The following is a 24,130-nucleotide window of genomic DNA, read 5'->3' as shown; positions in this document are numbered from 1 at the left end:
GAGAATGAAAAAGCTCAAATGGTCTCTACTCATCATGATTATTGCTGTGTCTGCTTTGATTCAAGCCTGCGGAACGAGCAATGGTGGCAACAACGGGGTGTCTAATGGAGAAGAAGCCGGAACAAACAGTCCAAAAGAGGGGAAAGTAAAAATCAAGTGGGCTACATGGGGAAATCCGGGAGAATTAACAAGGTTTCAAGATTTCACTAACGATTTTAATAAGAAGCATCCTGAAATTGAAGCAGAATTAATCCCGATCCCGGGGGAGTACGATCAAAAAATCTTAACGCAATTGAGTGGCGGAACGGCCCCAGACATTTTCTATGCCGGTGACGCTTTTATTGTTAAATTGATTGAAAACGGCAGCATCGAGGAACTCACACCGTTAATGGATGATGCAAGAAGCGCGGTTAAGAAGGAGGATTTCTTTCCTGGCCTATGGGGAGCCGCTGAGCGCGACGGTAAAATATACGGGGCCACAGTAGACAATAACCCGATGGTGCTTTGGTATAACAAGAAGGTGTTAAAGGACGCAGGCATTACTGAAATGCCTGCCGATTTGCAGGAACAGGGTAAGTGGAGCTGGGACGCTTTTAAGGAAATGACCGACAAAATTCGCGAAAGCGGCAAATATGGTTACGTACTTGATAATGCATGGAACAGCACTCACAGTTGGGTAACCTCTAACGGCGGAAAGGTTTATGACGACAATGGCAAATATATCGGCTACACGGATCCGAAAGCGGTCGAAGCATTCCGATTCTTATATGATAACGTCAAGAGTAAAAACATTACATTTGCCGGTACGCTTCCAAAAGGACAAGGCGGCGATGCAATGTTTATGTCCAATCAGGTTGGCTTTGTCGGTGCAGGGCGCTGGTACCTGCCGCTGTTCAAGAAAAACGATAGCCTCGAGTACGATATCGTCACCTGGCCGACAAATACCGGCAATAAAATCGAGCCCGCAGGTATCCCGACAGCCTATATGGTACTGAATAAGACTACCAAGCATAAAGAGGCGGCGTACACCTTCTTGTCGGAATTCGTCAATAAGGAAGGTCAAACCTATCGTCTTCAAGGAGGCGGCAATGCCGTTCCTTCGGTATCGGGAGCAGATGAAGTAGTGCTTGAAGGGAACCTTCCCGAGCATGCACAGTTTTTCCTGGATGCCCGTGAAATCGGCTATGCATTAACCCCGTTTGAAGCGGGTATTCCCGGTCTAAGTAATGATATTAATTCCCGTTTTGAGGCGCTATGGCTGAAAAATGAGGATTTGGATACAGCAATGAAGGAAATCGAGGAATTGGCGAACAAGAAGATTGAGGAATACAAAGGAAAAAAATAAGCAAGCAGCAGTCCTTTCACAAGGGAATGGAAGGGGCTTCCGAACATTCGGAAATTCCTTCCTTCTTACTATAATAGAGGAAGGGTGGCGTGGCGAACATGGATATGAAAAAGGCCGTTAATAATGGCCCCTCTCCGTCAATAGACCAAACAGATACGAAACGCCATTTCATGAGGACGAAGACGGTGGACAGCCTTTGGGGATATTTTTTCATCTTTCCGCAAATGGTCGGTTTGGTTATCTTTTCGTTGATTCCGCTTATATTGGCTTTCGCCATCAGTCTAATGAGCTGGGACGGCTTCGGAGAACGGACCTTTGTCGGACTGGACAATTTCTTGGGGCAGTTTAAAGATCCCGATTTCAGGATCGCGCTTGTTAACACGCTGTATTATACCGTTCTCACTGTACCGACCGGCATCATTCTGGCGATGCTTGTTGCTATTGGCTTAAATAAAGTAAAAGGAAAGATCCTTTACCGGCTCATTTATTTTATGCCTAACATTACGATGTCCGTAGCGGTAGCAGTCGTTTTCATGTGGCTCTTTAACGCGGATTTCGGGTTGATTAATTTATACTTAAAAGATTGGTTCGGCATTGAAGGTCCCCGTTGGCTGACAGACACGCGGTTCGTAATGCCTTCCATTGCGCTGCTTAGCATATGGATGGGACTTGGAGGCAGTATGGTGCTATTCCTTGCCGGATTACAGGGAATATCCGCGACATATTACGAGGCTGCACAAATTGACGGCGCTAGCAAATGGCAGCAGCTGCGGCATATAACGGTTCCTTTGTTGTCATCGACTACATTTTTTGTCACCATCATGTCCGTGATCGGATCATTCCAGGTGTTTGATCAATCCTTTGTCATGACCTCGGGTGGACCTGCAAAAGCCAGTTATACACTTGTATACCACATTTATGACTCGGCATTTGTTGATTTTACCTTCGGTACAAGCACATCGGCCGCTGTCACGCTGTTTGCGATGATTTTGACGCTGACCTTGCTGCAGATGAAAATATCCAAACGTTGGGTTCATTACGAAGAATAAGGATGACCGGGAAGGAGAAAACTCATGAATTCTAAAAAGCTTCAACCCTCTACGATGGTGCTTCATGTCGTGCTGATCATTGGGGCCTGCGTCATGGGGCTGCCTTTCCTATGGATGATACTCAGCGCGCTAAAAGATTTGTCCCAAGTGTTTGTCGTTCCGCCTAAATGGATTCCAGAACCGTTCGTATGGTCCAATTTCAAAACTTCGTTGACGGCCTTGCCTTTCGGGCGAGCTTATTTTAACAGCTTCTATATTAATGTCATCGTCGTATTCGCGCAGCTGATAACATGCTCGATGGCTGCATACGCTTTCGCCAAAATCCGGTTCCCATTCCGGGAACCGCTGTTCATATTGTTTCTGGCAACGATGATGGTGCCTGGACAAGTGACAATCATCCCGCTGTACTTGATGATGAAAAATTTCGGTTGGCTCGATACGCATCAGTCGATCATCGTGCCTGCTGCCTTATTAAATGCCTTTGGCGTTTTTCTGCTCCGCCAGTTTTTTAGAGGCATCCCGAAGGAAATGGAAGAAGCAGCCATTGTGGATGGTGCCAATCGCTTTACGATCTATACGCGCATCATGCTTCCGCTTGTCAAGCCTGCGCTTTCAGCGCTCGGCATATTCACGTTTCTGGGCATGTGGAACAATTTCTTTTATCCGCTTATCTTTCTCAACAGCCCAGAGCAATTTACGGTACCTATGATGCTGAATCTATACCGCGGCATGTATGCGACGGACTGGACGCTGATGATGGCTGGTGCTTCAATCGCTCTGCTCCCGGTATTGGTCGTTTACATGATCGGACAGCGTTATATTATTGAAGGGGTAACACTGTCCGGCATAAAAGGATAAACCGATCATAAAAAAACGGGTTGAGACCTAAGAGACCTCCATCCGTTTCTTTATCGTAAAGCGATGTCCGCGAACCCTGTATTATAGAATTATGTGTTATTAGCAGCTTTTACTTTTTTCGGCTCTTCGGCATAACGCATCGAAATGTACTTCCGGCTGATATCTTCAACTTCTTTTACGAATTGCCAAACCTATAATTCTTAGTATTTTTATAAATTGTTACACAACATACTTGGACATCCGTTTCTTAGGAACGAAGATGTCCATTTTTTTGTGAAGATAAAGTTGAGTGGAGGGAAAGATATAGCTTCGTTTTTCCATACATACTGTCCGGAGGGGATCAGCAGCAGTTATCGACTGAATGTATGTGATGATTCGAAGGAGGCATTCATACCTCTGACTGAATTTTTACCACGACCAGCTCAACAGGATCACTGAAAGTATCAGTCATATAATGTGTGAAAACCACAAATGAAACTGGTAGCGATATAACTGCATGGTATGGTGCATCGATCGTGCGTAAGGTATTTTTCTTTTTTAGCATTAGACTATTTATATGATATCTTCAAGCGAAGGGACAAATAAAATAATTCCTTTGACTGTACATATTAGATAGAGAGGGAGTTGATGAATATGAGTGAACAAGAGCAAGAGACCTTTCAATTGCCCTTAGTCCATAACGCAGGAGACTTTGTCATCCAAGCTGGGTTTGTGCTCGGGCCCAGGCAAATTGACGATTTCGAATTAGTCTACTTTCCCGATGGTACCCAAACGGAATATGAGATAGGCGGAAGCCTATTTGTTCTTAATGAGCCATGCTTCATATTCACACGCCCAGGTGACTGGCATACCTACCGGTTCGCGCCGGAAAAAAACGTACGGCATTTGTTTGTGCATTTTGATTATGCTTCACTGCGGAATGCGGACGAACGATTCGTGGCCTTGCTCCGAGAAGGGCATATGTTCCTGGCAGGGCGCCATATGCTCGTAACTGGCTTAATGGAGAAAATACTTTGGATTGCGAATCACCAGCCTGCGTATTGGCGGAGAAGGCTTGCCGTTTTGATTTCCGCCTCTCTAGAAGAACTATCGTCCTTTTCCTCACAAGTTGCGGAAGGGGAAGCCATTCCCTTGCCTATTCCTGTTCAACACGCGATTACCTATATGGAAGAGCATTTGACCGATCCTGTAAAGATTGAAGAAATCGCAGCGATATCGGGCTGGTCACATGAATACTTCACACGAATGTTTGTCGCTACCACGGGCATGTCCCCCAAACGGATGCTGCTCGAATTACGGTTTAGGCGTGCTGAGATACTGATGATGAGGGGCACCGGCACAGTAAAACAGATTGCCTATTCGGTAGGCTTCGGTGATGAACACCATTTCTCAAAAATGTATAAAAAAGTTCGTGGAATAACGCCATCGGATTACATAAAAAGGTGCCAGGATCCCTTATTTCGCCACACGGTATCCGTATTGGACCCGTACACGCCTTATCCTTTAAATCGAAATATTTTGGTGAATTCCTTGGTCAAATAAACACATCATTTGCCGGTTTTAGACTATGGAGAGTGCTGCTTCATCACGCTAAAATTAGGGGGTAGGCATATAAATCGAGGGAGTGAACTGGTTATGGGGAAGTTTTATATACCTAAATCACGTGCGAGGGATAACCGCTATTTAGTAAGCGTGAAGGATTATTCCCACTATCACAGAGAAGGCTACTTAATTGTCAGAAACTTATTGTCAAAAGAAGACATCGACGAGCTATATGAATTAGCAGAGCAATCAAGGCTTAATAGCCTTCAGCTGGATAATCAGGCAGATCGTGATAGTAAGGACCCTCTCAAAGAGGAATTTGCAAAGGCGACACGTATTCATATGATGTCTCGTTTTAGCGGAGCAGCGGAGAGGGGCATGCTTAACCCTCGAATAGTCGATGTTACAGAGGCATTGGTCGGGCCGGATGTATACGCCCTTCAGTCCATGCTTTTCTTAAATCCTCCTGGAAAAGGCGGTCAAGGCTGGCATCAGGATGCATGCTATATTAAGACGCATCCGGATACGTTAATCGGAGCGTGGATCGCCTTAGAGGAAGCAGATGAAGAAAATGGCTGCTTATGGGTTGTACCCGGTTCGAACCACGAACCCATATATCCTCCTGATGGTGTTGGAGGAGGAAATGTGCACGCGGTGGATGCATTCGAGGATTTGAATGGTGTGCAGAATGTGAGCCATTTGGACGATAATGTGAATACGCTATCTAAGGTTGTTGCAAACTATCCTCCTGCCATACCCGTTCGGCTAAGTCCTGGAGATGTTTTATTTTTCCATTCGCATCTACTTCATCGCTCCTACCCGAATCGTACCCAGGATCGCTACCGTCGCTCATTCGTTTGCCATTATTGCAATGCACGTTCTTGGGTTCCATGGGACCATGACGGATTCGAAGGTCATTCAGGGAATTACCGTCAAATTCTCGTCCGCGGAAACACAAACCTCCCTTATGCTGAGCCAGCATTTGGAACTGAGGTTTATTTGGCAGACGGAGAAGAAGAAGCGAGCAGCGTTACAATGATGGGGATGGATAATGGTATGATGATGCCAATTGGAACGGAAAAAGGCGAATAAGAAGTATTGATATTTGGATTGTTTCCAACCATATTGAAATAAATAAAATACAGTCGCCTCAAGCGGGTTCATAGCTTGGGGCGACTGCTCTGTGTAAACATCTATACATATCAAACCTTTTCTGTCTATTGGGCATGAAAGAAGCATATCGCTTTCATTATATAAATTCCAACTGCCCAACTCGACTGTTCGTAATAGCAGCTTACACAATAATGGAGATGATGGCATCGCTGTGTGGACGAGTAAAGCCAATGGCGCGTCAGCATTGTCACACCATTTAGAACAACTGGCGTGCAGCAGCCGTAGCATTCTTTGGAGGAGGAGGACACAAGTCAACAAATAATGCTATCAGCGACACTGTAGACGGTAACGGTATCAGAATGAATACCGTGTTCCCTGATTACCCGCTTTCAGAACAATGCCGGCATTCTCTTAACGGATACGATTATTAGTAGTGGCATAAGTAACATCAATGGTACTGGGCTTGACGAATATTAACCTCACGATTCACATTGCCGCATAAAGGAGCAGCTATTTACACATATACCGGCAATGGGTATGCAACGTTTAACAATCTGACAACGAGTAATATCGCTAATCCTAACGTGAATTACATTCAAAATAACTTTGGATTAATCATTCAATAAAAATGGCATTCGAAGGGACAACAAGAAACAGGTTTATTACCATCTTAAGTTAATCAGAAATGGATAGAGCAGTGGATTCGTGTGGTTCTGTTTGGAATTGTTTTTTCTATAATACGTTCTATCATGTTACGTTTATCTCGTCGCGGATTCAAGTACAGGGGAATGTTATGCTTAGCTAAACAACATCTACTTTTTTCATAGCTGTAGTTAAAGTAGAGAATGGACATTCACCTGGTTGAGCAATCATGAATTGCTGAAGGACTTTTCTTGATGTCACGTCGATACCAGATACGTGTCCGTCATAACTGGTTTAGTTTGGTTTATAGCGGTAGAGCAGAGAATGATCCAAAAGAGCAGTATCGCTTATCCTTGATGTATACAGATACAAATAAACCTACAGTCAATTCAAATGATGTAATGCTCCTCAGGAGTCTATCATCGGCCATATATATGATAATGTTAATTGTTAAAAATGGAAAAAGTTTGATATAATTGCAAAGAGAGATTGGCCATATTATTATAATCAACACAGATATCAGTTGGGACTTCCTACCTCGATGAATCGTTTAGTTCCATCTTAAAAATGTTGAAAAGTAATCATCAATTGTAAAGTCCAACTCTTACTAGTGAATTATTGGGATAATTAAAAACGGTTTAATTTACTTGTCAAACATGTTGGTTTTCTAGTTTGAAGGAGATTGATTAGGTTAATTTATCGTTGTATCAGCTTAAAATGGTACTATTGTATTTAAGCAATCAGCTACTTTAAACTAGTAATTTGCATCATATTTTATCTAAACAAAGGAGAATCTCAAATGGGAAATTCAATATTTGACGATTTTAAGTGGATTAATGAAAGCAAGGCAACCTATGAAAATGACAAACTGATTATTGAAGCCCCTGCAGAAAGTGATTTCTTCTGTAATAATGGAGCCGTTTCCGAAACAGGAATTACACCAGAAAATCTTTGCAATGCACCATTTTATTACAAAGAAGTTACTGGCGATTTTGTGATGCGTGTTCAGGTTTCTCATGATTTCAGAGATACTTACGATGCGGCGACCATTATGGTTATGCAAGATCTTCAGGTGTGGGCTAAAGCATGCTTTGAACAGACAGATTTTGGTACACATGCTGTAGTAAGTGTTGTCACAAATCATCATTCGGATGACGCTAACGGGTGTAACATTAACGGTAATCATGTATGGTTACAGGTTGCAAGAGTTGATAACTCATTTTCATTCCATTATTCGTTGGATGGGGTTAAGTTTGATATGATGCGATTCTTTAGCTTACCAGTCGATAAGACAATCAAGGTGGGACTTGTAGCGCAAGCGCCAATAGGAAAAGGTGGAGAACGAGTCTTTCAAAACTTTTCATTGACAAATACAAAGGTTAAAAATATTCGGTATGGTGTATAACTGGATTCGAATAAGTTCGTTAACAGATTTAAAGAGGTTTTTTCCAAGTTATAAGAAACTGATTAAGCTGCGATAACCCCAAATATGTGTGGGATTATCGCAGTTTTTTTTATTTATAATACACCGGTATTCCTGTGACGAACTGCCCGAATACTTCTTAATATCTTCATTGGCATTATTCGTATAAAGAGAGAGGCGCAGATAAACTCACTTGATAACGAAGAACGCATAAAGTCAATTTATTGCGAATCTACCGATTTCTCGACAGGCTGAAGCCGATCAGCAATAAAGAAACATAGCAGCACGGGAATCAGCGTAATGGCATTCACAAGTATAAATCCCCATGTTCCAGCAGCAATCCTTTGGTACCAATAGTAGTCAGATAAAAACACATACACCATAACAAGCCAGACGGCTGAAAAAGTAGACACGATGATATAAGCTTTCATAATAATATCTCACCTCTGAGCTATTATTCCTTATGCGCAATCGAATTATGCCACGAATAAATTACCAATTACAGCGCATAATGAATCAATCGGTAAGGGAGGTTCAATATGGAACGTCGTATCTCGACAATAAGCAACTTTCAAATGATGACCCTAATCGTCATTTCAACGATCGGAACCTCGAGTCTTTACGCCCCTGCAACATTTGCCGATTATGCGGAACGAAACTCTTGGTACTTGGCAGTGGTGGGAGGAATAATGGGTCTCATAAATTTGTTCGTTTTTTTGAAGCTCAATCAACTTTACCCGAATAAAAATATCATTTCCATTTGTACGCATCTGCTCGGTTCTTGGATCGGAAGCGTTATGGCCTTTTTATTTATCTGCTATTTTATTGACGTAACGTCTTGGGTTTTACGCGAGTTTTCCCAGTTTTTTATTATCGTATTAAATCCGCTCATTCCGCAGATCTGGTATTTGTCTGCCGGTGCTATCATGTGTGCGTATGCGGCTTATCATGGCCTTGAAGTGTTTGCGCGTGTTTCAGAGATAATATTCATTGTTACAGTAACCACCTTCTTGTTGATCTACTTGCTGCTGATCAACCAATATCACCCCGAATATTTGCTTCCAATACTGGAAAACGGTCTGGCTCAGCCGCTCAGGGGGCTTTTGCTTTCCATGTCCTGGTTTGGTGATTTGATGTTTATATCAATGGTCCTGCAGCATGTTCGTAAGACGAAGCACACGACTGCTTATGCCATGAGTGCCGTGGGCATTACATTGCTGCTGCTTTTGATGTCGATCTTATCGTGCACGATGCTGTTTGGCGGCAAGACGACGGCAACATTTACTTACCCGAGCATTAGTCTCATTCAAAATATAAAGCTGTTCAGCAACATAGAACGGTTTGATGCCGCGCTCGTTGTTGTTTGGGTGATGAGCTCGTTTATCAAAATAACGGTATACTTCTGGTCCGCGCACCAGGGTCTTTCACAATTGCTGCGGCTCCGCAAGCCTCACATGTTCATTATTCCGCTGGCCATTGGTTTTGTTATCGTCTCCAAGTTCAAAGTATGGGGATTAATCGAGCTATCTGCCTTTTATGACAGCCAGGCTTGGTATTTTGTTATGTTTCAGCTATTCATTCCAGCCGTGCTGCTGTTTATTGCTTTGATCAAAGAGAATATGAAAAAAAAAGCAGGTGAATGCTGTGGGCAACAACAGTAACAACAAAACAAAGCTCACGAGCAACGTTTGCGATAACAAACGATTGCTAAAGGAATACATGCAAGCGACGGATGATCTGGTTATGGTTCATTCCATCTTTAGCCAGGGTCAGTCTGCTACGGTATGTTATCTAAATGAAATGACTGATACGAGGAAGCTTGATCTTATGCTGATTCGATATAAAGAAGACGAAAACCTGCTGACTGCTTTCCGAATGGACGAGAAGGTCTACACCATCGAGGATGCCGCGGACTCTCTTGCGGCCGGCCTATCGGTACTACTTTTTGATGAAAAAGAATATGCGATATCCATCAATACGCTCGGAATCCAACTACGAAGCGTGGATGAACCGGTAACTGAAGCGGTAGTGAAAGGTCCAAGAAGTGGATTTACGGAGTCCTTGACCAATAATTTAGCTTTGATCCGTTATCATTTTCCGTCTCCCATCTTAAAGGTTGAATACCGCAAGGTAGGTCACTTGAGTAAAACAAACCTCATCATTCTGTCAGTTGGAGGAATAACGAATCCGGAAATTTTAAAGGAAGTCCATTTAAGAATCAGTGAAATTCCAGCGGATACGATACTGGAAGGCAACTACGTGGAGGAGTGGATTACCGATAATCGCGGGACCTTATTTCCGTTAATTGAATCGACAGAGAGGCCTGATCGAGTTATCGGCGCATTGCTTGACGGCAGAATTGCGGTCATTGTGCAAGGAACGCCTTTTGTAATGCTTCTGCCGTTCGTTTTTTTGCAAGCATTCCAAGTGAGCGAGGACTACGCCTGGAACTACTATATCGGCTCTGTGATGCGCCTAATTCGATTTTTCAGTGCAATGATCGGCATGCTGCTTCCTGCCTTTTACGTAGCTACGGTTACGTTTCACCATGAGCTGGTACCGACGACGTTACTGCAGAGCATAGCATCGGCGAAAGAGCCTGTTCCTTTTCCGGCGGTGGTGGAAAGCTTCATGATGATGATCGCTTTCGAAATTATGCGCGAAGCGGGCATCCGAATGCCGAAGCAGGTCGGACAAGCTGTCAGCATCGTAGGCGCCCTCATATTGGGGCAAGCTGCGGTAGCAGCTGGAATCGTATCCCCCATTATGGTTATCGTCGCTGCTTTAACCGGAATTTGCACGTTTACGCTGCCTCCTACCGCTATTAACTATGTCATTCGTATGCTTCAGTTCGGAATGACGCTGCTTGCTTCCTTGCTAGGATATGTCGGAGTGATGGTTGGGATCATTATGCTCTTGACGTACCTCGCTTCGCTTCGCTCTTTCGGCATTCCTTATTTGGGACCTGCTTCACCATTTAAGTTCGAAGAATTAACGGACATTATCGTTCGTAGGCCGCATTCAATGAACAATAAACGGCCCGGATTGTTTCGTTCGATCCAAAACAGGCGATTCTCGGGTAAGCAAAGATGAAAGCAAGAAAATGGTTTGCTGTCGCGGTAATTGTTGTTTGCTTTATTAATACGGGCTGCAAGGGCAGTATGGAGCTTAACGAGCTCCATATTGTACATTCCATTGCCATTGACAAAGGCGAGAACGGAGCGGTTAGATTAACGGCTGAAATTGCGAGGCTGACGACCGGCGGACAACAGCCGAAGGGGATGCAGGAGCGAACGTTTTTTTTATCCACGGAGGGTAGAAGCTTATTCGAGGCCGCCCGTCTCATGAGATCGAAATCGGACCGAACGCTGCTTTGGGGCCACACGTCGGCCATTATATTTAGTGCGGACCTAGCCAGGAGCGGAATTGATAAGATGTTAGAGGATATACGACGGTTAAGACAATTTCGGAATTCAACTTTAGTATACGTAAAGGAAGGTACTGCCTTTGAAGCGTTAAAAGTATCTATGCCAAACGTATCCATTTCTTCTCAAGCACTAAGGGGTTTATCCGAGGGAGGGAACACGACGGCCTTAACCCATAAAACTACTTTCATTGATGTCTATCAAGAATTAATTAACCAGTACAAAGACATAAGCATTCCGTCGATAGAGATTGTTAGTGACCAGGTAGATAAAAAACTTCAATTGTTACAGACAAAGGGACTTTTTGCTTTTAAAGGCGATCATCTCGTCGGTTTCTTGCATGTACAGGAAACAAAAGGTTTCCTTCGTGCTTCAGGCCAGATGAACGGTTCTTCCGAAACGATAGGGTGCGGGCGAAAGAAGGAGATGCTGACATTTGAAAACATTAATAACCGCAGCGTCATACATCCTAATGTGGATCAGCAGCTCAAAGCAATTGTCAAAATAGAAATTTATGCGGATCTGAATTTAACAAGTCAACAATGCACAGATACGAAGATCGATTCGGAAGAGGTAGCCGCTTGGGAGAAAGCGCTAAATGAAAGCATTACCCAAGAGATCGATCGGTTTATCCAATTTTCCAAGAAAAATAAGGTTGATATGCTTGGGATAGGAGAAATGATTCATCGTAAGCAGCCAAAATATTGGCGTAAAATGAAGGATAATTGGGAGGAGTACTATCCGGTAGTGAAATTTGACGTACAGGTGCATACGAGAATAGATCATACGAATTTTACTTCTTGAGTCATAAAGGCTGATAGTCCCATTAAGGTGATTCTGGCCTTTTATGCGTTAAAAGCAATGCTAGTTATTCGTTAAAATGATCTATCAGTATACATAGCCTTGTTTTTAAGAGAGCCAATTACATACCTGGAGTAGAAACCGCCAGTAGTTCACCCAAAATCTACCGCCAAGATGAAAGTCAAAGCAAAAGCAAAAAAGCTAACGTCGAGAAGCAACGGTATGGGAAAAAAAGTCCGAGCGATGAGACTGAAACGGTACAAGAAAGAGCTATTGGCGAAGGTCCAATAGCCCTATCCTCTCCAGAACCCTCAACAACGCCACGATCAAAGAATTAGGATTCCTCTCCACACAAAAGCCTTAATGTGCTGCACTTTTCTGCCCTTATTTTCGTCCCTAGCAACTACAATTCGCAACTTCACAAATCCTGCATTGACAGTGGCAGTGTCCTTTATTATACTTTCATTACACATGGTGTGCAGTAAGTGATCTTGGTGTAATGCGAAATGAAAATGAGAGGATGGCAAGCACGGATGATAACATCAGAGAAGCCAGCTTCCCGCCCCTGGGTAAAGTGGATTTTAATTCCGGTCTATCTGCTAATGATGTATCCGCTTAAATTACGAAGGTGGCTTTACCGCTATCAGCCAGAACCTGTGGAGCAGCGTTATGGCGAACCAGGGCCGCATCGTAGCAGAAGTGTGGTAATTAAGGAAGAGGATGGGAATCCGCAATACAAAATCTATTGCCCGGAGGAGATGGACGAAGCTTGTCCTGTTATTGTTTGGGGCAATGGCTCGGATGCTCAGCCTGAGAATTATGATGCGCTGCTGCTTCATTTGGCGACGTGGGGCTTTGTTGTCATCGACAGCTATTGCCGTCATACGGGCACAGGCCGAGAAGTTGCAGATACGGTCCGTTATGCCCTGCAGGAGAATGCTGATCCTGCGAGCCTCTTTTATCGCAAACTGCTGATAGACCGCATTGGTGCAGTGGGTCATTCCCAAGGCGCGACAGGGGTCCTGAATGCAGGGAATTATCTGGATGAGCCGCTTCAGACGGTGGTTACAATTGCGCTGCCTGCTCCGATGTGGTGTGAACCCAAGGATGTTTATGAGATTGAAATGCAAACTGCTGCATTATTTTTCATGGCGGGAACGCATGATTTTATGATCTCGCCAAAATTCTCCAATCGGAGTGCCTACGCAGCGGTTCGATCAGGCCAAGCAGCTGTTATGGCGATGACGAGAGCGGCACATCATCTAGAGAGCATGGGGCAGGGCGGCATGCATAGAGGTTATTTGACCGCATGGCTGCGTTATCGGTTGGCTGATGATTCAGATGCAGCGGCAGCTTTTTCTGGAGAGCATCCGGAGCTGTACCGCAATAAAGGCTGGAGCGGTGTCCATTCACAAGGATTGAAGGCTGTTAATTATGAGAGAAGAGGGGAATTAGCATGCAAAGGCTGAAGCGAACATTCTTTTTTATTGTTGCAGTGGCAGTCCTTTCCATTGTCTTTGTCAGCCGTAAGGTTTTCAAAAGACCAAGCCAAAAGAATAGCTTCCGTGATACGAAACCGAGCAAGTGGAACAAGGTAAAGCTTAGCAAGCAGACAATGGCCACGGATGGTTCAACGTTTTGCTTGTATTCTCGCAAAGGCAGCAGCCGAAATTTGATGGTCTATTTCTGCGGGGGCGGGGCCTGCTGGGATGCAGAGACAGCGAAGATCCCGTTGTCCCTGCGTTCTTATCTCAAGTATGGGCAATTTGGCTATTATTTCGCCCGAATTCCGTTCTACATCTTTAAAATGCACCGTGGGATCTTCGATCAACGTCCAGACAACCCGTTCTCCGAGTGGAATGTCGTCTTCATTCCTTATGTCTCAGCTGACTTCCATACCGGCAATGCTGCAGTTACTTACAGCGATGAGAAGGGAAAGAAGGTGCGGCATATCCGTCATAATGGCAGGAATAATGTGGAGGAAGCGCTGCAATGGGTGTATGCAAATTTCGACACACCGGATAAGCTTCTGATTACAGGCTCTAGTGCTGGTGGGTTTGGTTCAGCATTCTATGCCAGTGACATTGCGAGCCATTATGCAGATGCAGAAATCTATCATCTCTCTGACAGCTCCTTTCTTGCTTCCGAGCAATGGCCGAGTATTGTAAACAAGCAGTGGAATACTGATTTCACACGCCAGTTCGCATTTCCGATGGAGACAGATATGATTGGAGCGGCGTTCCGCTACAATGCGAAGGCCATGCCTGCTCATGCTGTGCTCATGCATGCTTGTACCATTAATGACAAGGTGCTCACCTCGTTCCAGAACCGTCTTAATGGCAAAGGAGACGATATTGACCCGCAAAGTTTGGAGGCATGGAGCAAGCAGTTTCGAGCGGCTACCCGCCAGCTTGACGAACAACTGCCTAATTTTTATTATTTTCTAACAGAATACGGCTATGATAAGGAGAATCACACGACTCCGCATACACTGCTGCCGATGCAAGCCTTCTATGAGGCAGAGGAGGAAGGGCAGAAATTAGTGGCATGGCTGGATAGCATTATTCACAAGCAAGAACGCAGCTCTCGAGGCACACGCTTCCTGCATAACGCTGCAGAAGCGAGCTCCAATGCTGCCGAAGAGCTTAGCACTACAGGATAGGGGAGCACATGATGAAGCTTAGAGAGAAACAACTGCAGCTTACCAGAGAAATGATTAAAGAGGCGGCGCTGGCCGCCTTTTGCGAGAAGGGGATTGAGGGTGCGGATTTGGTACTCGTTGCTACCCGCTCAGGCGCGTCCAGACGTACCTTGTACCATCATTTTAAGGATAAGGAGGAGCTGGCCACTGAAGTGTATGTAGATAATCTGAAGCGCATGTTCGGACGCTTGCTGGTGGAGTTCGATTTTAAATCCCCGCGTGCTTCTATTGAAGCCATTCTCGACAAGTATTTGTGGTTAAGAGAGCACCAGCCAGATCTTCTCTATTATGATTCGCTCTTTAGTGTGTATTACGCCAGTATGGGCAAGAATCCGGCGGAACTGGAGGCATTCAAGGAGCTGATCAGCGAGGAGACACGCCTGTCGATGAGTGCTTTTGCCACTGAGCGCGCAGCCGAAATTCCTAATGATGAGAAGCTGGCTTGGATCGAACGGACGCGAATGATTACACATTTGTACTTCATTTATTTACAAAAGTCTGTCTTGATTTGCCGTCAGAACGGTGACGCAACCAAGGCAGAAGAGCTGGAGCAGAATGCGCGTTATAAGGATTTTTTGCTTAGCCTATGGGAAAGGCAATGAATATGCAGCGCAGAAGCAAGCTTCGAAATACGATGCGATTCAAACTCATTGTGGGCGTAGCCGCCATTTTGGTTCCGCTCATTGTGCTGCTCAATTTCAACCAATATTATGCCGCTCAAGTAGTACGTAAGCAAGTCGCTGAGAGCAATCAGAGCTTTATCACCCTCTATATGAATCAAATTGATGGGCTGCTCGATGAAATCGACAGCTTCTTAATTAACATGGTGGCTTCTGACTCGAACCTGCTGCTGCTGGACCGAAGGCAGCCAGAAGCCGAGACGGCACTGCTAAAGGTACAACTGTCCAAGCAGCTATGGAACGAAAACTCCCGTAATGGAGCAGTGGACGGCTTTTTTATTTATAGCACACTAGATGCAAGCTTCATAGAAGCATTCAGTCCACGCCCATCCTATATGGAAAGAGTAGCGGTATCAGGTGAGGTTACCCGTAAGCTGAATGCGTCCCCCACACAGTCTGAGCTTGGGGGGCGTGACTGGCTTGTACGACAGATCGATGGCAGCTATTATATTCTCCGCTTGCTTCAGGCAGCTCCCAACACTTATGTTGGCGCCTGGGTCAAGGCGGACACACTTCTCATTCCGTTTAACCTGATTAATTTAGGCGAGAACGGTTTTTCGCTATTTTCTACAGAAGCTGGAGAGCCTATGCTGCATGCTGAAGTGGTTCGCGAAAAACAAATTGATTTAAGCTTTGCCTCTGGTGGATATAGCTTATCAGGTGGTCCGGAACGTTATCTGACGGTAGGTGAACGATCCCGGCATGGTGGTTTCCGACTGGTTGCGCTTATACCGGAGCAAGATATTTTGAAAGGTTTTTTCAATCTCTGGAGCTGGAATAGGTTTGTCTCTGTGGGTTCAATATTGCTGATTCCCTTGAGTTTGGTGCTGCTTCGCAAGATGATTTTGCTTCCGATCAGAAGACTGCTATCTGCCATGAATCGAATCGGTGAAGGGCATATGCAAGGGATTCCAGAATCTAAAGCCTCAACCGAAGAATTTCGCGTCGTTAACGATCATTTTAACCAAATGCTTTCCCACATTAGAGAGCTGAAAATCCATGTTTATGAGGAACAATTAAGCAAACAGCAGGCGGAGCTTAGGCAGCTGCAGACAACGATTAATCCTCATTTTTATTTAAATTCCCTTAATATGCTGCACAGTTTGGCTGCTGTACGCAATTATGAATTAATCCAGGAGATGTCGCGCTGTCTCTCGGACTATTTCCGTTACATTTTCCGTAGTCATGTGTCACTCGTCTCTCTCGGGGATGAACTGATGCATATGCGCAATTATATACGTATTCAGGAGCTGCGGTTTCCAGATCAGCTGAGCAGTGAAATTGAGGTGCCATCTTACCTGCTGAACCTCGCTATACCCCCGCTTGTGATTCAAACCTTTGTGGAGAATGCCATCAAGCACGCCTTTACGCTGGAAGCGCCATTCCGGCTATCGATTCATGGAAAGCTGGAATCAGATGGTCAGGTGCCTCGCATTCTACTCGTTATTGAAGATACCGGCGAAGGATTCACCCCAGAGCTGCTGCAGCTCTTAAATGAGAAGAGGAACTTGGAGCGGGAGGACGGCAGCAGGCATGGCATCTGGAATGCATGGCGCAGATTGGAGCTATTGTATGGCGGAAAAGCCGACCTTACCTTTCTTAATCTTCATTCAGGCGGGGCTCGAGTCGAAGTTCGCTTACCCATGAAGTCATTCCCGGAAGGAGAGGAGGGCACACCTTGCTGAACGTGCTGATCGTAGATGATGAGATTCATTTTGTGAAAGCGGTTAAAAAAATGGTGGACTGGTTGCAGCTTGGTATTTCCAACGTTTATGTTGCTTACAATCCGACTGCGGCGGAGCGGATTTTTGAGGTACAGGAGATTCATATTCTGCTATGCGATATTGAAATGCCGCAGCGGAGCGGACTAGAGCTGCTGAAGTGGATGCGGGAGAAGGGAATTCGCACCGTTCCTGTGCTGATGACCTGCCATGCGGATTTTCATTACGCCCAAGAAGCTGTACGTCTGGGCTGCTCCAATTATTTGTTGAAGCCGCTGACCAAGGAAGAGCTGGAAGCCGCACTGTGCAAGGCGGCAGACGCTGTGAAGCGCGAGCAAGAACTGGCGGATGCGCAGCGGGTTAAGAACTGGTGGTCTCGGCAGCAGGATATAAATCGTGAGCGCTTCTGGCTGGATGTTCTTAATGAAACCATTCCGGCAGTGAGTAAGATTTTTGCAAAGGAAGCGGCGGCAAGGCAAGTATCTCTCCCTGCGGACTCCTTGGTTCTGCCAGTGTTAATGATCATACGTGGTTGGCAGCAGGACTTCCTGGTCAGAGATCGGAAGCTGCTGGAATATGGGCTCAAGAACGCAGGCAAAGAGATGCTGGGAAGGCTTACGTTAGGCAGTGTCGTTGTACCTGCCGGGAATGACGCTTGGTTGCTTATTATGCCTGTGGAACAGGAACAACTAGAGAACGGACTTGCCATCATGTGTAGCCGCTTGGTTGAGTTTTGTCGTGTACATTTATACTGTGAATTATATTGCTATGGGGGGAAGCCAGTACAAGGACATGAACTCCCTGCTCTGCTGGCTCAATTACACAATTTAGACAGAGATAATGTGACCGGAATCCATTATGTAGCTCTGAATGAGGCAAAGCGTCTTGCAGCAGCGCCTCCAGCTCTGCCAGATATGAGTGGCTGGGCAGCGATGATGAGGCAAGGCGTGAAGGAGAGGCTGCTGGAAGAAGCGAGAGCTTGCATCCATGGACTGCGGGATCAAACGGGAATAGATGGCGATTATTTGCGTGCGCTGAAGGAGAATTTTTTGCAAATGGCTCATGCAGTCCTGCAGCAGCAAGGGGTTCAAGCACATCTCATGTTCTGTGATGAGGAGAGCCTGCGTCTGGCGGAAGCTGCATCCCGCTCGCTTACCGATCTGGAGCGCTGGCTTGCCCATGTCATTATGAAGGCTGTGAATACCACACATCCGTCCTCGATTAGCGATGTGATTGAACGGGCGACCCGCTATATTGTATCCAATCTGGATCAGAATCTGTCCAGAGAAACGACAGCGAACCACGTATACTTGCACCCGGACTATTTGACCCGCTTATTTAAAAAAGAGCTGTGCTGTACGATTCCAGAGTATATTTTGCAGGAGAGAATCAAGCTGGCTAGGCAGCTGCTTATTCATTCTGAGCTTCCTGTAAGCGCCGTGGCGATGGCTACGGGCTATTCGAACTTTTCTCATTTTGCAAAGTTGTTCAAGGCTCAGTCAGGCTTAAGCCCAATCGAGTTTCGCCAGCACGGACGAGGTGCCCCCCTTGCAAAGTCGAAATGACGTCAGGCAAAGGTCGAACCTGAAGCAGAGGATGCGCTCCTCTTCCCGCTATAATGGCAAGAGAAAGCCAAATGATCAAGCCAGGGGGAAAACAAAATGCGCAAGAAGACATGGTTATTCGCAAGTCTAGTGAGTCTATCGCTGCTCATATCCGCATGTGGTTCGAACGGAAATTCAGGCGGATTGGCGAAAGATCCGGTTAACAGCCCCGGAACAACAGGCGAGGAAGCATCACAAAAGATCGATGAATTGAATGTCGCATTTCTCAGTGTTACCGGCACGCCACCGGATATGAAGGCAGTAGAGGATGAGATTAACAAGATTACAAAGGAAAAAATCAATGTAGCGGTTAATCTGATGCCAATCAATTACGGCGCTTATGCCCAGCAGGTTAACTTAATGCTGACAAGCAATGAGAAGCTGGATCTGATTGTCGTCGGATCACCGTTTGGATTTAGCTCGCAAGTGTCCAGAGGACAGCTGTTGCCGCTCGATGAGCTGCTGGAGAAGAATGGGGAAAATATTCGCAAGGCGCTTGACCCGGACTACTTGAACGCCAGTAAGGTAGATGGAAAGGTTTACGGCGTCACACCTGTGAGAGACTTGGCAACAGCCAACGGATTTACAATGCGCAAGGATCTTGCAGATAAGCATGGAATCGACGCGAGTGCGATTAAAACACTGGATGATGTAGAAGCAGCGCTCAAAATCATTAAAGATAATGAACCAGACATTACGCCACTAATTCCTAGCGGAGCTGGCTTCTCCTTTCTGACCAGCTACAGCTGGCATGATGGTCTTAGCAACGGGATGGGTGTGCTACCAGGCTACGATAATGGTCTGAAGCTTGTTAACAGCATCGAGTCTCCGGAATATGCTGCGCTCCTGAAACGGATGAGGAACTGGTATGAAGCGGGTTATACGTTGAAAGATTCAGCAACCAACAAGTCGAGCCAAATTGAATTAATGAAGGCTGATAGAGCTTTTGGTTATCTCTCTAAGCTGAAACCGGGATTTGATGCGCAGGAGTCCAGATCCATTGGCAAGGAAATGATTAGTGCAACCTTGTCTAATCCTGTATCCATGACAGATCATGTGCTGAACATTATGTGGGGGATTCCGCGTCAAGCTAAGAATCCGGTGGCATCTATGAAGTTTCTGGATCTGATGTATGGGGATGCTGAGCTTGTTAATCTGCTGGATTGGGGTATTGAAGGCAAGCATTATGTCAAAGTGTCCGATAATGTCATCAAATACCCAGAAGGCGTCACAATGCTGACGAACGGCTACAATTTAAATATGAGCTGGCTGTTTGGCAACCAGTTCCTCTCTTATGTATTTGAGGGTGAAGACCCGGATATTTGGCAGAAGATGAAGGAATTCAATGAGCAGGCGATTAAATCCAAGGCAATGGGCTTTACGATGAATCCGGAGTCCGTCAAAACAGAAATAGCGGCAGTATCCAACGTCATCGCGCAATATTATCTTGTTCTGGAAACAGGCTCTGTGGACCCAGATAAGGTGTTGCCGCAATTTATTGAGAAGCTGAAGGCCGCAGGAATCGATAAGGTTATTGCGGATAAGCAGCGCCAGCTGGATGAATGGGCGAAAGCAGAGGGTGTGCAATGAGTCGTAAACTTCATGAATTGCTAAGAGGTGAGGAACGGAATTATATTCTTCCGTTCTTCTGGCAGCGCGGAGAAGAAGAGGCGGTCATTCGTGAGGAGCTGGCTCGTATACGGGAAGCGGGCATCCATGCCGTATGTGTGGAATCCCGTCCCCACCCTGATATGCTTGGTCCACAGTGGTGGAAGGATATGGATATCATTATGGATGAAGCCCGGAAGCATGGCATGCAAATTTGGGTCTTCGACGATGATCACTTTCCGACAGGACACGCAGCAGGTAAGGTGAAGGACGCGCCGCTGGAACACCAGCGGCAGTTCCTCTCAGAGCGTCGAATTGATGCACGCGGTCCCGATTCTGAAGCTTCATTCCTGCTGCGCCCCTGGTCGGTGCTAGATGGAGCAAGACCTGTCGGCGCTGCTGCAGCTAGGCGTGATCCAGTTACGGGCGAGCTGGATGGGGAGTTTATTGCAATAGATCTCGAAGCTTCAGTGCAAGACGGGGTTCTTTATTGGCCTGTGCCGGAAGGCTACTGGACGATCTGCTTGTTCGTCGTCACCAGGGAAGGCGGGGATGATCGCCGCAAAGATTATTTGAACCCGATCGTGCCGGAATCGACGCAGATTCTGATCGATACAATCTACGAAGCCTATTACGCACGATACAAGGATGATTTTGGCGTCGCATTCGCAGGTTTCTTCTCGGATGAGCCTGGCTTCTATAACAGCAAAGCATCGTACGATTATGCTTCGGGACTTGGCGATGCCAAGATGGCTCTGCCGTGGCGTTCCGATTTGCTGGAGCTGCTGGAGGCAGAATACGGTCAGAACCTGCGCCAGCATCTGCCTCTGCTCTGGCATGAGGGTGGACCTCAGACGTTTGCTGTGCGCTACGCCTACATGAACGTAGTGAGCAAGCTGTACGCGGAGCACTTCAGCAGGCGGATTGGAGACTGGTGCCGAGAACGCGGCGTAGCCTATATCGGCCATCTAATGGAGGACAATAATGTACACGCCAGACTGGGCTGCGGAGCAGGGCATTTCTTCCGTGCGCTGGAGGGGCAGGACATGTCTGGTCTGGATGTCGTGTTATGGCAAATTGTACCCGGGTTTGATGAAATGTCTTTCTCATGGATGGGTGGGAAGACAGACAGCGTCTTTTTCCATTACGGGATGACCAAACTAGCTGCTTCACTGGGACATATCGACCCTAGGAAGCAAGGAAGAACCTTTTGCGAAATCTTCGGCGCTTACGGCTGGGCGGAAGGGCTGAAGCTGATGAAGTGGCTGACCGACCATATGCTGGTTAGAGGCGTCAATCATTTTGTGCCGCATGCTTTTTCTCAGAAAGAGTTCCCTGACTGGGATTGCCCGCCGCACTTCTATGCCAGAGGGTATAATCCGCAGTTCAGGTATTACCGACTGCTTAATGACTATACGAATCGGGTATGCCACTTGTTGAATGACGGTGAGCATATTGCGAGTGCTGCTGTGCTATATCACGCTGAGGCTGAATGGTCCGGGGAATACATGCTGTTCCAGGAGCCTGTGAAGCAGTTGATGCAGAGCCAAATCGACTGCGATGTGCTGCCGATCGATATCTTGGTTTCTTCGGAAGTTATCGATGGGGAGCTAGCGGTGCACAAAGAACGCTATCGCTGCCTAATCGTACCTTATGCCGAGGCGCTGCCAATAGAATGGCTGGATAAGCTTACTGAGCTCGCATCAGCTGGTTTGTCTATTATCTTCATTGATGCATTGCCAGTAAGAGCGAGCCAATCTGTACCATGCGAGGAAGTGCTGAAGAAGCTGGCGGCTTACCCTCAGGTTACTATAACCCCATTGAAGCTTCTGGCAGAGACGCTTATCGACCGAGGGATGAATGAGCTGGTGATCAGGTACAAACAGCCTTATCTACGAGCCTACCAATACCGTCATGATCAATTGGAAGTTCTCATGTTGTTCAATGAGAATCCAGATCAGCCGATTGAGACTAGCATTACGCTCCCAGGCTCTGGTGTATGGCTTCGTTATGACGCATTCACTAACAAGGTGGATCGCGTAGGGGCAGGAGAAAACTATCAGCTTGATTTGCGACTGAGCGCTTATGAATCACTAATTTTGCTTCGTGTACCGGTTGGAGAAGAGGGGAATCTACCGGCACCAATAGGCCAGTGGCAGCGTGCTCCACTTGGGACAGATTTGAGCCTGTATGCCAGTGCGGATCGTGCTTTATCCAGACGTATGATTGAGCCTTTCCAGTGGAGCATTTCCCTGGCTACAGCCAAAGAATATCCAACGTTCACACCTTGGGGGACCATGAAGGAGCTGCGTAATATGAGCTCACGCGACCTGTTGCCGAGATTTTCTGGCACGATGAAGTATGAGTGTGTTGTAACTGGTGAATTAACTGGTGAAATAACTGACCCGATATGGCTGGATCTAGGGCAGGTTTATGAGACTGCACAGGTGTGGGTTAATGGTCAGGATGTGGGTGTGAAGCTGTGTGCGCCTTATGTATGGAATATCGCTCGCTATTGGAAGCAAGGAGAGAATGAATTGACTATTGAGGTGACCAATACACTAGCGAAGAATCAGCAGGACTGGTTCTCCAAGTTCGTCCAGCAGGAGCCCTCTGGCTTGCTGGGTCCAGTTAGCATTATTGGTTCATCTGCGATCAGCCAGGGAAGCGGGGAGTAATATGGAACAAACCTATCGGCCCCGCCGGAAGAGCAGTGTGCGAAAGTACTACGTACTGCTGCTCATGATGATACCGGGGCTAGTCTACTTGCTCATCAACAATTATTTGCCGATGTTCGGGTTAATGATCGCCTTCAAGGATTACAATTTTGCGAAGGGGCTACTCGGTAGTGACTGGGTTGGCCTGAAAAATTTTGAGTATTTATTCAAAACGCAGGATGCGTATATCATTACACGCAACACGATATTGTACAATTTTTGTTTCATCATCTTAAATACTGCTTTTGCACTGGGAATTGCAATCGCACTGAATGAAATTCGCAGCCGCTTTATGTCGCGGTTTTACCAGAGTGTATTACTGTTGCCCCATTTGATATCGATGGTTATCGTAAGTTATTTGGCCTATTCCCTGCTCAGCATGGAGACTGGATTTATTAACAAAACCATTCTTTCCAGTCTGGGGATAGAGGGTATTTCATGGTATAGCGAATCGCAATATTGGCCATTCATTCTGACGATTATCAGCTTATGGAAAGGCGCCGGTTTCTTATGCGTCATCTATCTGGCTGCGATCATCGGGATTGATCCGGAATATTATGAGGCAGCAAAACTAGACGGGGCTTCCAAATGGCAGCAAATTCGCTATATTACTCTCCCATTATTGTATCCGATTATCATCATGATGACCTTGCTTGCTATAGGCAAAATTTTCTATTCTGATTTCGGTCTATTTTACCAAGTTCCACTCGGCTCTGGGGCACTGAATGATACGACACAGGTTATCGATACCTATGTATACAGGGCGCTTATGAATTTAGGCGATATTGGAATGTCTTCGGCAGCGGGGCTATATCAGTCCGTAGTCGGCTTTATACTGGTACTGTTATCGAATTACGCGGTGCGCAAATTCAACAAGGACAGCGCATTGTTCTAAGGCGTG

The 24,130-nt window shown here is 46.0% G+C and carries 18 protein-coding genes; 17 read left to right on the top strand and 1 reads right to left on the bottom strand.

What is annotated here, in order from left to right:
- The first annotated feature begins 4 nt into the window (after nt 1-4).
- From AC1DPK_RS07230 to AC1DPK_RS07205, 6 genes are all read left to right on the top strand, one after another.
- Complete coding sequence (locus AC1DPK_RS07230) at nt 5-1,345, top strand: ABC transporter substrate-binding protein (protein WP_477509814.1); 1,341 nt, start codon at nt 5-7, stop codon at nt 1,343-1,345.
- 170 nt (nt 1,346-1,515) lie between these two features.
- Nucleotides 1,516-2,394, top strand: a complete 879-nt coding sequence (locus tag AC1DPK_RS07225) for a carbohydrate ABC transporter permease (protein WP_441884027.1) — start codon at nt 1,516-1,518, stop codon at nt 2,392-2,394.
- A gap of 24 nt (nt 2,395-2,418) precedes the next feature.
- Nucleotides 2,419-3,252 carry a carbohydrate ABC transporter permease gene (locus tag AC1DPK_RS07220; protein ID WP_076265461.1) on the top strand — a complete coding sequence of 278 codons (834 nt, stop codon included), beginning with the start codon at nt 2,419-2,421 and terminating at the stop codon, nt 3,250-3,252.
- 633 nt (nt 3,253-3,885) lie between these two features.
- Nucleotides 3,886-4,794: an AraC family transcriptional regulator gene (locus AC1DPK_RS07215; protein ID WP_477509813.1), complete on the top strand. Its 909-nt coding sequence runs from the start codon at nt 3,886-3,888 to the stop codon at nt 4,792-4,794.
- 93 nt (nt 4,795-4,887) lie between these two features.
- Nucleotides 4,888-5,886 carry a phytanoyl-CoA dioxygenase family protein gene (locus AC1DPK_RS07210; protein ID WP_477509812.1) on the top strand — a complete coding sequence of 333 codons (999 nt, stop codon included), beginning with the start codon at nt 4,888-4,890 and terminating at the stop codon, nt 5,884-5,886.
- Nucleotides 5,887-7,348: 1,462 nt separating this feature from the next.
- Nucleotides 7,349-7,954 (top strand): DUF1349 domain-containing protein, encoded by a 606-nt coding sequence (locus AC1DPK_RS07205; protein WP_477509811.1) that lies wholly within the window; start codon nt 7,349-7,351, stop codon nt 7,952-7,954.
- Between the two features lie 239 nt (nt 7,955-8,193).
- Here AC1DPK_RS07205 and AC1DPK_RS07200 read toward each other — a convergent pair whose 3' ends face one another.
- On the bottom strand, nt 8,194-8,403 hold the full coding sequence (locus AC1DPK_RS07200) for a hypothetical protein (protein ID WP_477509810.1): 210 nt from the start codon (nt 8,401-8,403) through the stop codon (nt 8,194-8,196).
- Between the two features lie 108 nt (nt 8,404-8,511).
- On the opposite strand from AC1DPK_RS07200, the gene AC1DPK_RS07195 reads away from it, so the two are divergent.
- The 11 genes from AC1DPK_RS07195 (at nt 8,512) to AC1DPK_RS07145 (ending at nt 24,124) form a co-directional block, all read left to right on the top strand.
- Complete coding sequence (locus AC1DPK_RS07195) at nt 8,512-9,633, top strand: GerAB/ArcD/ProY family transporter (protein ID WP_477509809.1); 1,122 nt, start codon at nt 8,512-8,514, stop codon at nt 9,631-9,633.
- Entirely contained in the window at nt 9,617-11,065 is a 1,449-nt protein-coding gene (locus AC1DPK_RS07190; protein WP_477509808.1) for a spore germination protein, read from the top strand. Before AC1DPK_RS07195 ends, AC1DPK_RS07190 begins: the two co-directional genes overlap by 17 nt.
- The gene (locus AC1DPK_RS07185) at nt 11,062-12,201 is read left to right on the top strand and encodes a Ger(x)C family spore germination protein (RefSeq protein ID WP_477509807.1); all 1,140 of its coding nucleotides are present in this window, start codon (nt 11,062-11,064) and stop codon (nt 12,199-12,201) included. Before AC1DPK_RS07190 ends, AC1DPK_RS07185 begins: the two co-directional genes overlap by 4 nt.
- A gap of 530 nt (nt 12,202-12,731) precedes the next feature.
- On the top strand, nt 12,732-13,667 hold the full coding sequence (locus AC1DPK_RS07180) for a poly(ethylene terephthalate) hydrolase family protein (protein ID WP_477509806.1): 936 nt from the start codon (nt 12,732-12,734) through the stop codon (nt 13,665-13,667).
- Nucleotides 13,655-14,860, top strand: coding sequence for a pectin acetylesterase-family hydrolase (locus AC1DPK_RS07175; RefSeq protein ID WP_477509805.1), 1,206 nt, complete (start codon nt 13,655-13,657; stop codon nt 14,858-14,860). The genes AC1DPK_RS07180 and AC1DPK_RS07175 overlap by 13 nt, the downstream gene beginning before the upstream one ends.
- 8 nt (nt 14,861-14,868) lie before the next feature.
- Complete coding sequence (locus tag AC1DPK_RS07170) at nt 14,869-15,501, top strand: TetR/AcrR family transcriptional regulator (protein ID WP_477509804.1); 633 nt, start codon at nt 14,869-14,871, stop codon at nt 15,499-15,501.
- On the top strand, nt 15,498-17,264 hold the full coding sequence (locus AC1DPK_RS07165) for a sensor histidine kinase (protein ID WP_477509803.1): 1,767 nt from the start codon (nt 15,498-15,500) through the stop codon (nt 17,262-17,264). The genes AC1DPK_RS07170 and AC1DPK_RS07165 overlap by 4 nt, the downstream gene beginning before the upstream one ends.
- A gap of 2 nt (nt 17,265-17,266) precedes the next feature.
- A complete protein-coding gene (locus tag AC1DPK_RS07160) occupies nt 17,267-18,865 on the top strand; it encodes a response regulator transcription factor (protein WP_477509836.1) in 1,599 nt (532 codons plus the stop codon).
- Nucleotides 18,866-18,961: 96 nt separating this feature from the next.
- Nucleotides 18,962-20,494 (top strand): ABC transporter substrate-binding protein, encoded by a 1,533-nt coding sequence (locus AC1DPK_RS07155; RefSeq protein ID WP_477509802.1) that lies wholly within the window; start codon nt 18,962-18,964, stop codon nt 20,492-20,494.
- Nucleotides 20,491-23,190 (top strand): glycosylhydrolase-like jelly roll fold domain-containing protein, encoded by a 2,700-nt coding sequence (locus tag AC1DPK_RS07150; RefSeq protein ID WP_477509801.1) that lies wholly within the window; start codon nt 20,491-20,493, stop codon nt 23,188-23,190. Before AC1DPK_RS07155 ends, AC1DPK_RS07150 begins: the two co-directional genes overlap by 4 nt.
- A 1-nt stretch (nt 23,191) precedes the next feature.
- On the top strand, nt 23,192-24,124 hold the full coding sequence (locus AC1DPK_RS07145; RefSeq protein WP_477509800.1) for an ABC transporter permease: 933 nt from the start codon (nt 23,192-23,194) through the stop codon (nt 24,122-24,124).
- Nucleotides 24,125-24,130 lie beyond the last annotated feature (6 nt).

It is taken from the genome of Paenibacillus sp. 01T424, assembly GCF_056398745.1.
The sequence above is the reverse complement of the archived record's forward strand: the minus strand, read 5'-3'. Positions and strand labels throughout refer to the sequence as shown.

What these genes read in the sequence shown, in the direction of transcription:
- AC1DPK_RS07165 (WP_477509803.1), top strand. Translation starts at nt 15,498, where the DNA reads ATGAATATGCAGCGCAGAAGCAAGCTTCGAAATACGATGCGATTCAAA.
- AC1DPK_RS07200 (WP_477509810.1), bottom strand. Translation starts at nt 8,403, where the DNA reads ATGAAAGCTTATATCATCGTGTCTACTTTTTCAGCCGTCTGGCTTGTT.
- AC1DPK_RS07155 (WP_477509802.1), top strand. Translation starts at nt 18,962, where the DNA reads ATGCGCAAGAAGACATGGTTATTCGCAAGTCTAGTGAGTCTATCGCTG.
- AC1DPK_RS07230 (WP_477509814.1), top strand. Translation starts at nt 5, where the DNA reads ATGAAAAAGCTCAAATGGTCTCTACTCATCATGATTATTGCTGTGTCT.
- AC1DPK_RS07205 (WP_477509811.1), top strand. Translation starts at nt 7,349, where the DNA reads ATGGGAAATTCAATATTTGACGATTTTAAGTGGATTAATGAAAGCAAG.
- AC1DPK_RS07185 (WP_477509807.1), top strand. Translation starts at nt 11,062, where the DNA reads ATGAAAGCAAGAAAATGGTTTGCTGTCGCGGTAATTGTTGTTTGCTTT.
- AC1DPK_RS07180 (WP_477509806.1), top strand. Translation starts at nt 12,732, where the DNA reads ATGATAACATCAGAGAAGCCAGCTTCCCGCCCCTGGGTAAAGTGGATT.
- AC1DPK_RS07150 (WP_477509801.1), top strand. Translation starts at nt 20,491, where the DNA reads ATGAGTCGTAAACTTCATGAATTGCTAAGAGGTGAGGAACGGAATTAT.
- AC1DPK_RS07195 (WP_477509809.1), top strand. Translation starts at nt 8,512, where the DNA reads ATGGAACGTCGTATCTCGACAATAAGCAACTTTCAAATGATGACCCTA.
- AC1DPK_RS07210 (WP_477509812.1), top strand. Translation starts at nt 4,888, where the DNA reads ATGGGGAAGTTTTATATACCTAAATCACGTGCGAGGGATAACCGCTAT.
- AC1DPK_RS07145 (WP_477509800.1), top strand. Translation starts at nt 23,192, where the DNA reads ATGGAACAAACCTATCGGCCCCGCCGGAAGAGCAGTGTGCGAAAGTAC.
- AC1DPK_RS07220 (WP_076265461.1), top strand. Translation starts at nt 2,419, where the DNA reads ATGAATTCTAAAAAGCTTCAACCCTCTACGATGGTGCTTCATGTCGTG.
- AC1DPK_RS07170 (WP_477509804.1), top strand. Translation starts at nt 14,869, where the DNA reads ATGATGAAGCTTAGAGAGAAACAACTGCAGCTTACCAGAGAAATGATT.
- AC1DPK_RS07215 (WP_477509813.1), top strand. Translation starts at nt 3,886, where the DNA reads ATGAGTGAACAAGAGCAAGAGACCTTTCAATTGCCCTTAGTCCATAAC.
- AC1DPK_RS07225 (WP_441884027.1), top strand. Translation starts at nt 1,516, where the DNA reads ATGAGGACGAAGACGGTGGACAGCCTTTGGGGATATTTTTTCATCTTT.
- AC1DPK_RS07175 (WP_477509805.1), top strand. Translation starts at nt 13,655, where the DNA reads ATGCAAAGGCTGAAGCGAACATTCTTTTTTATTGTTGCAGTGGCAGTC.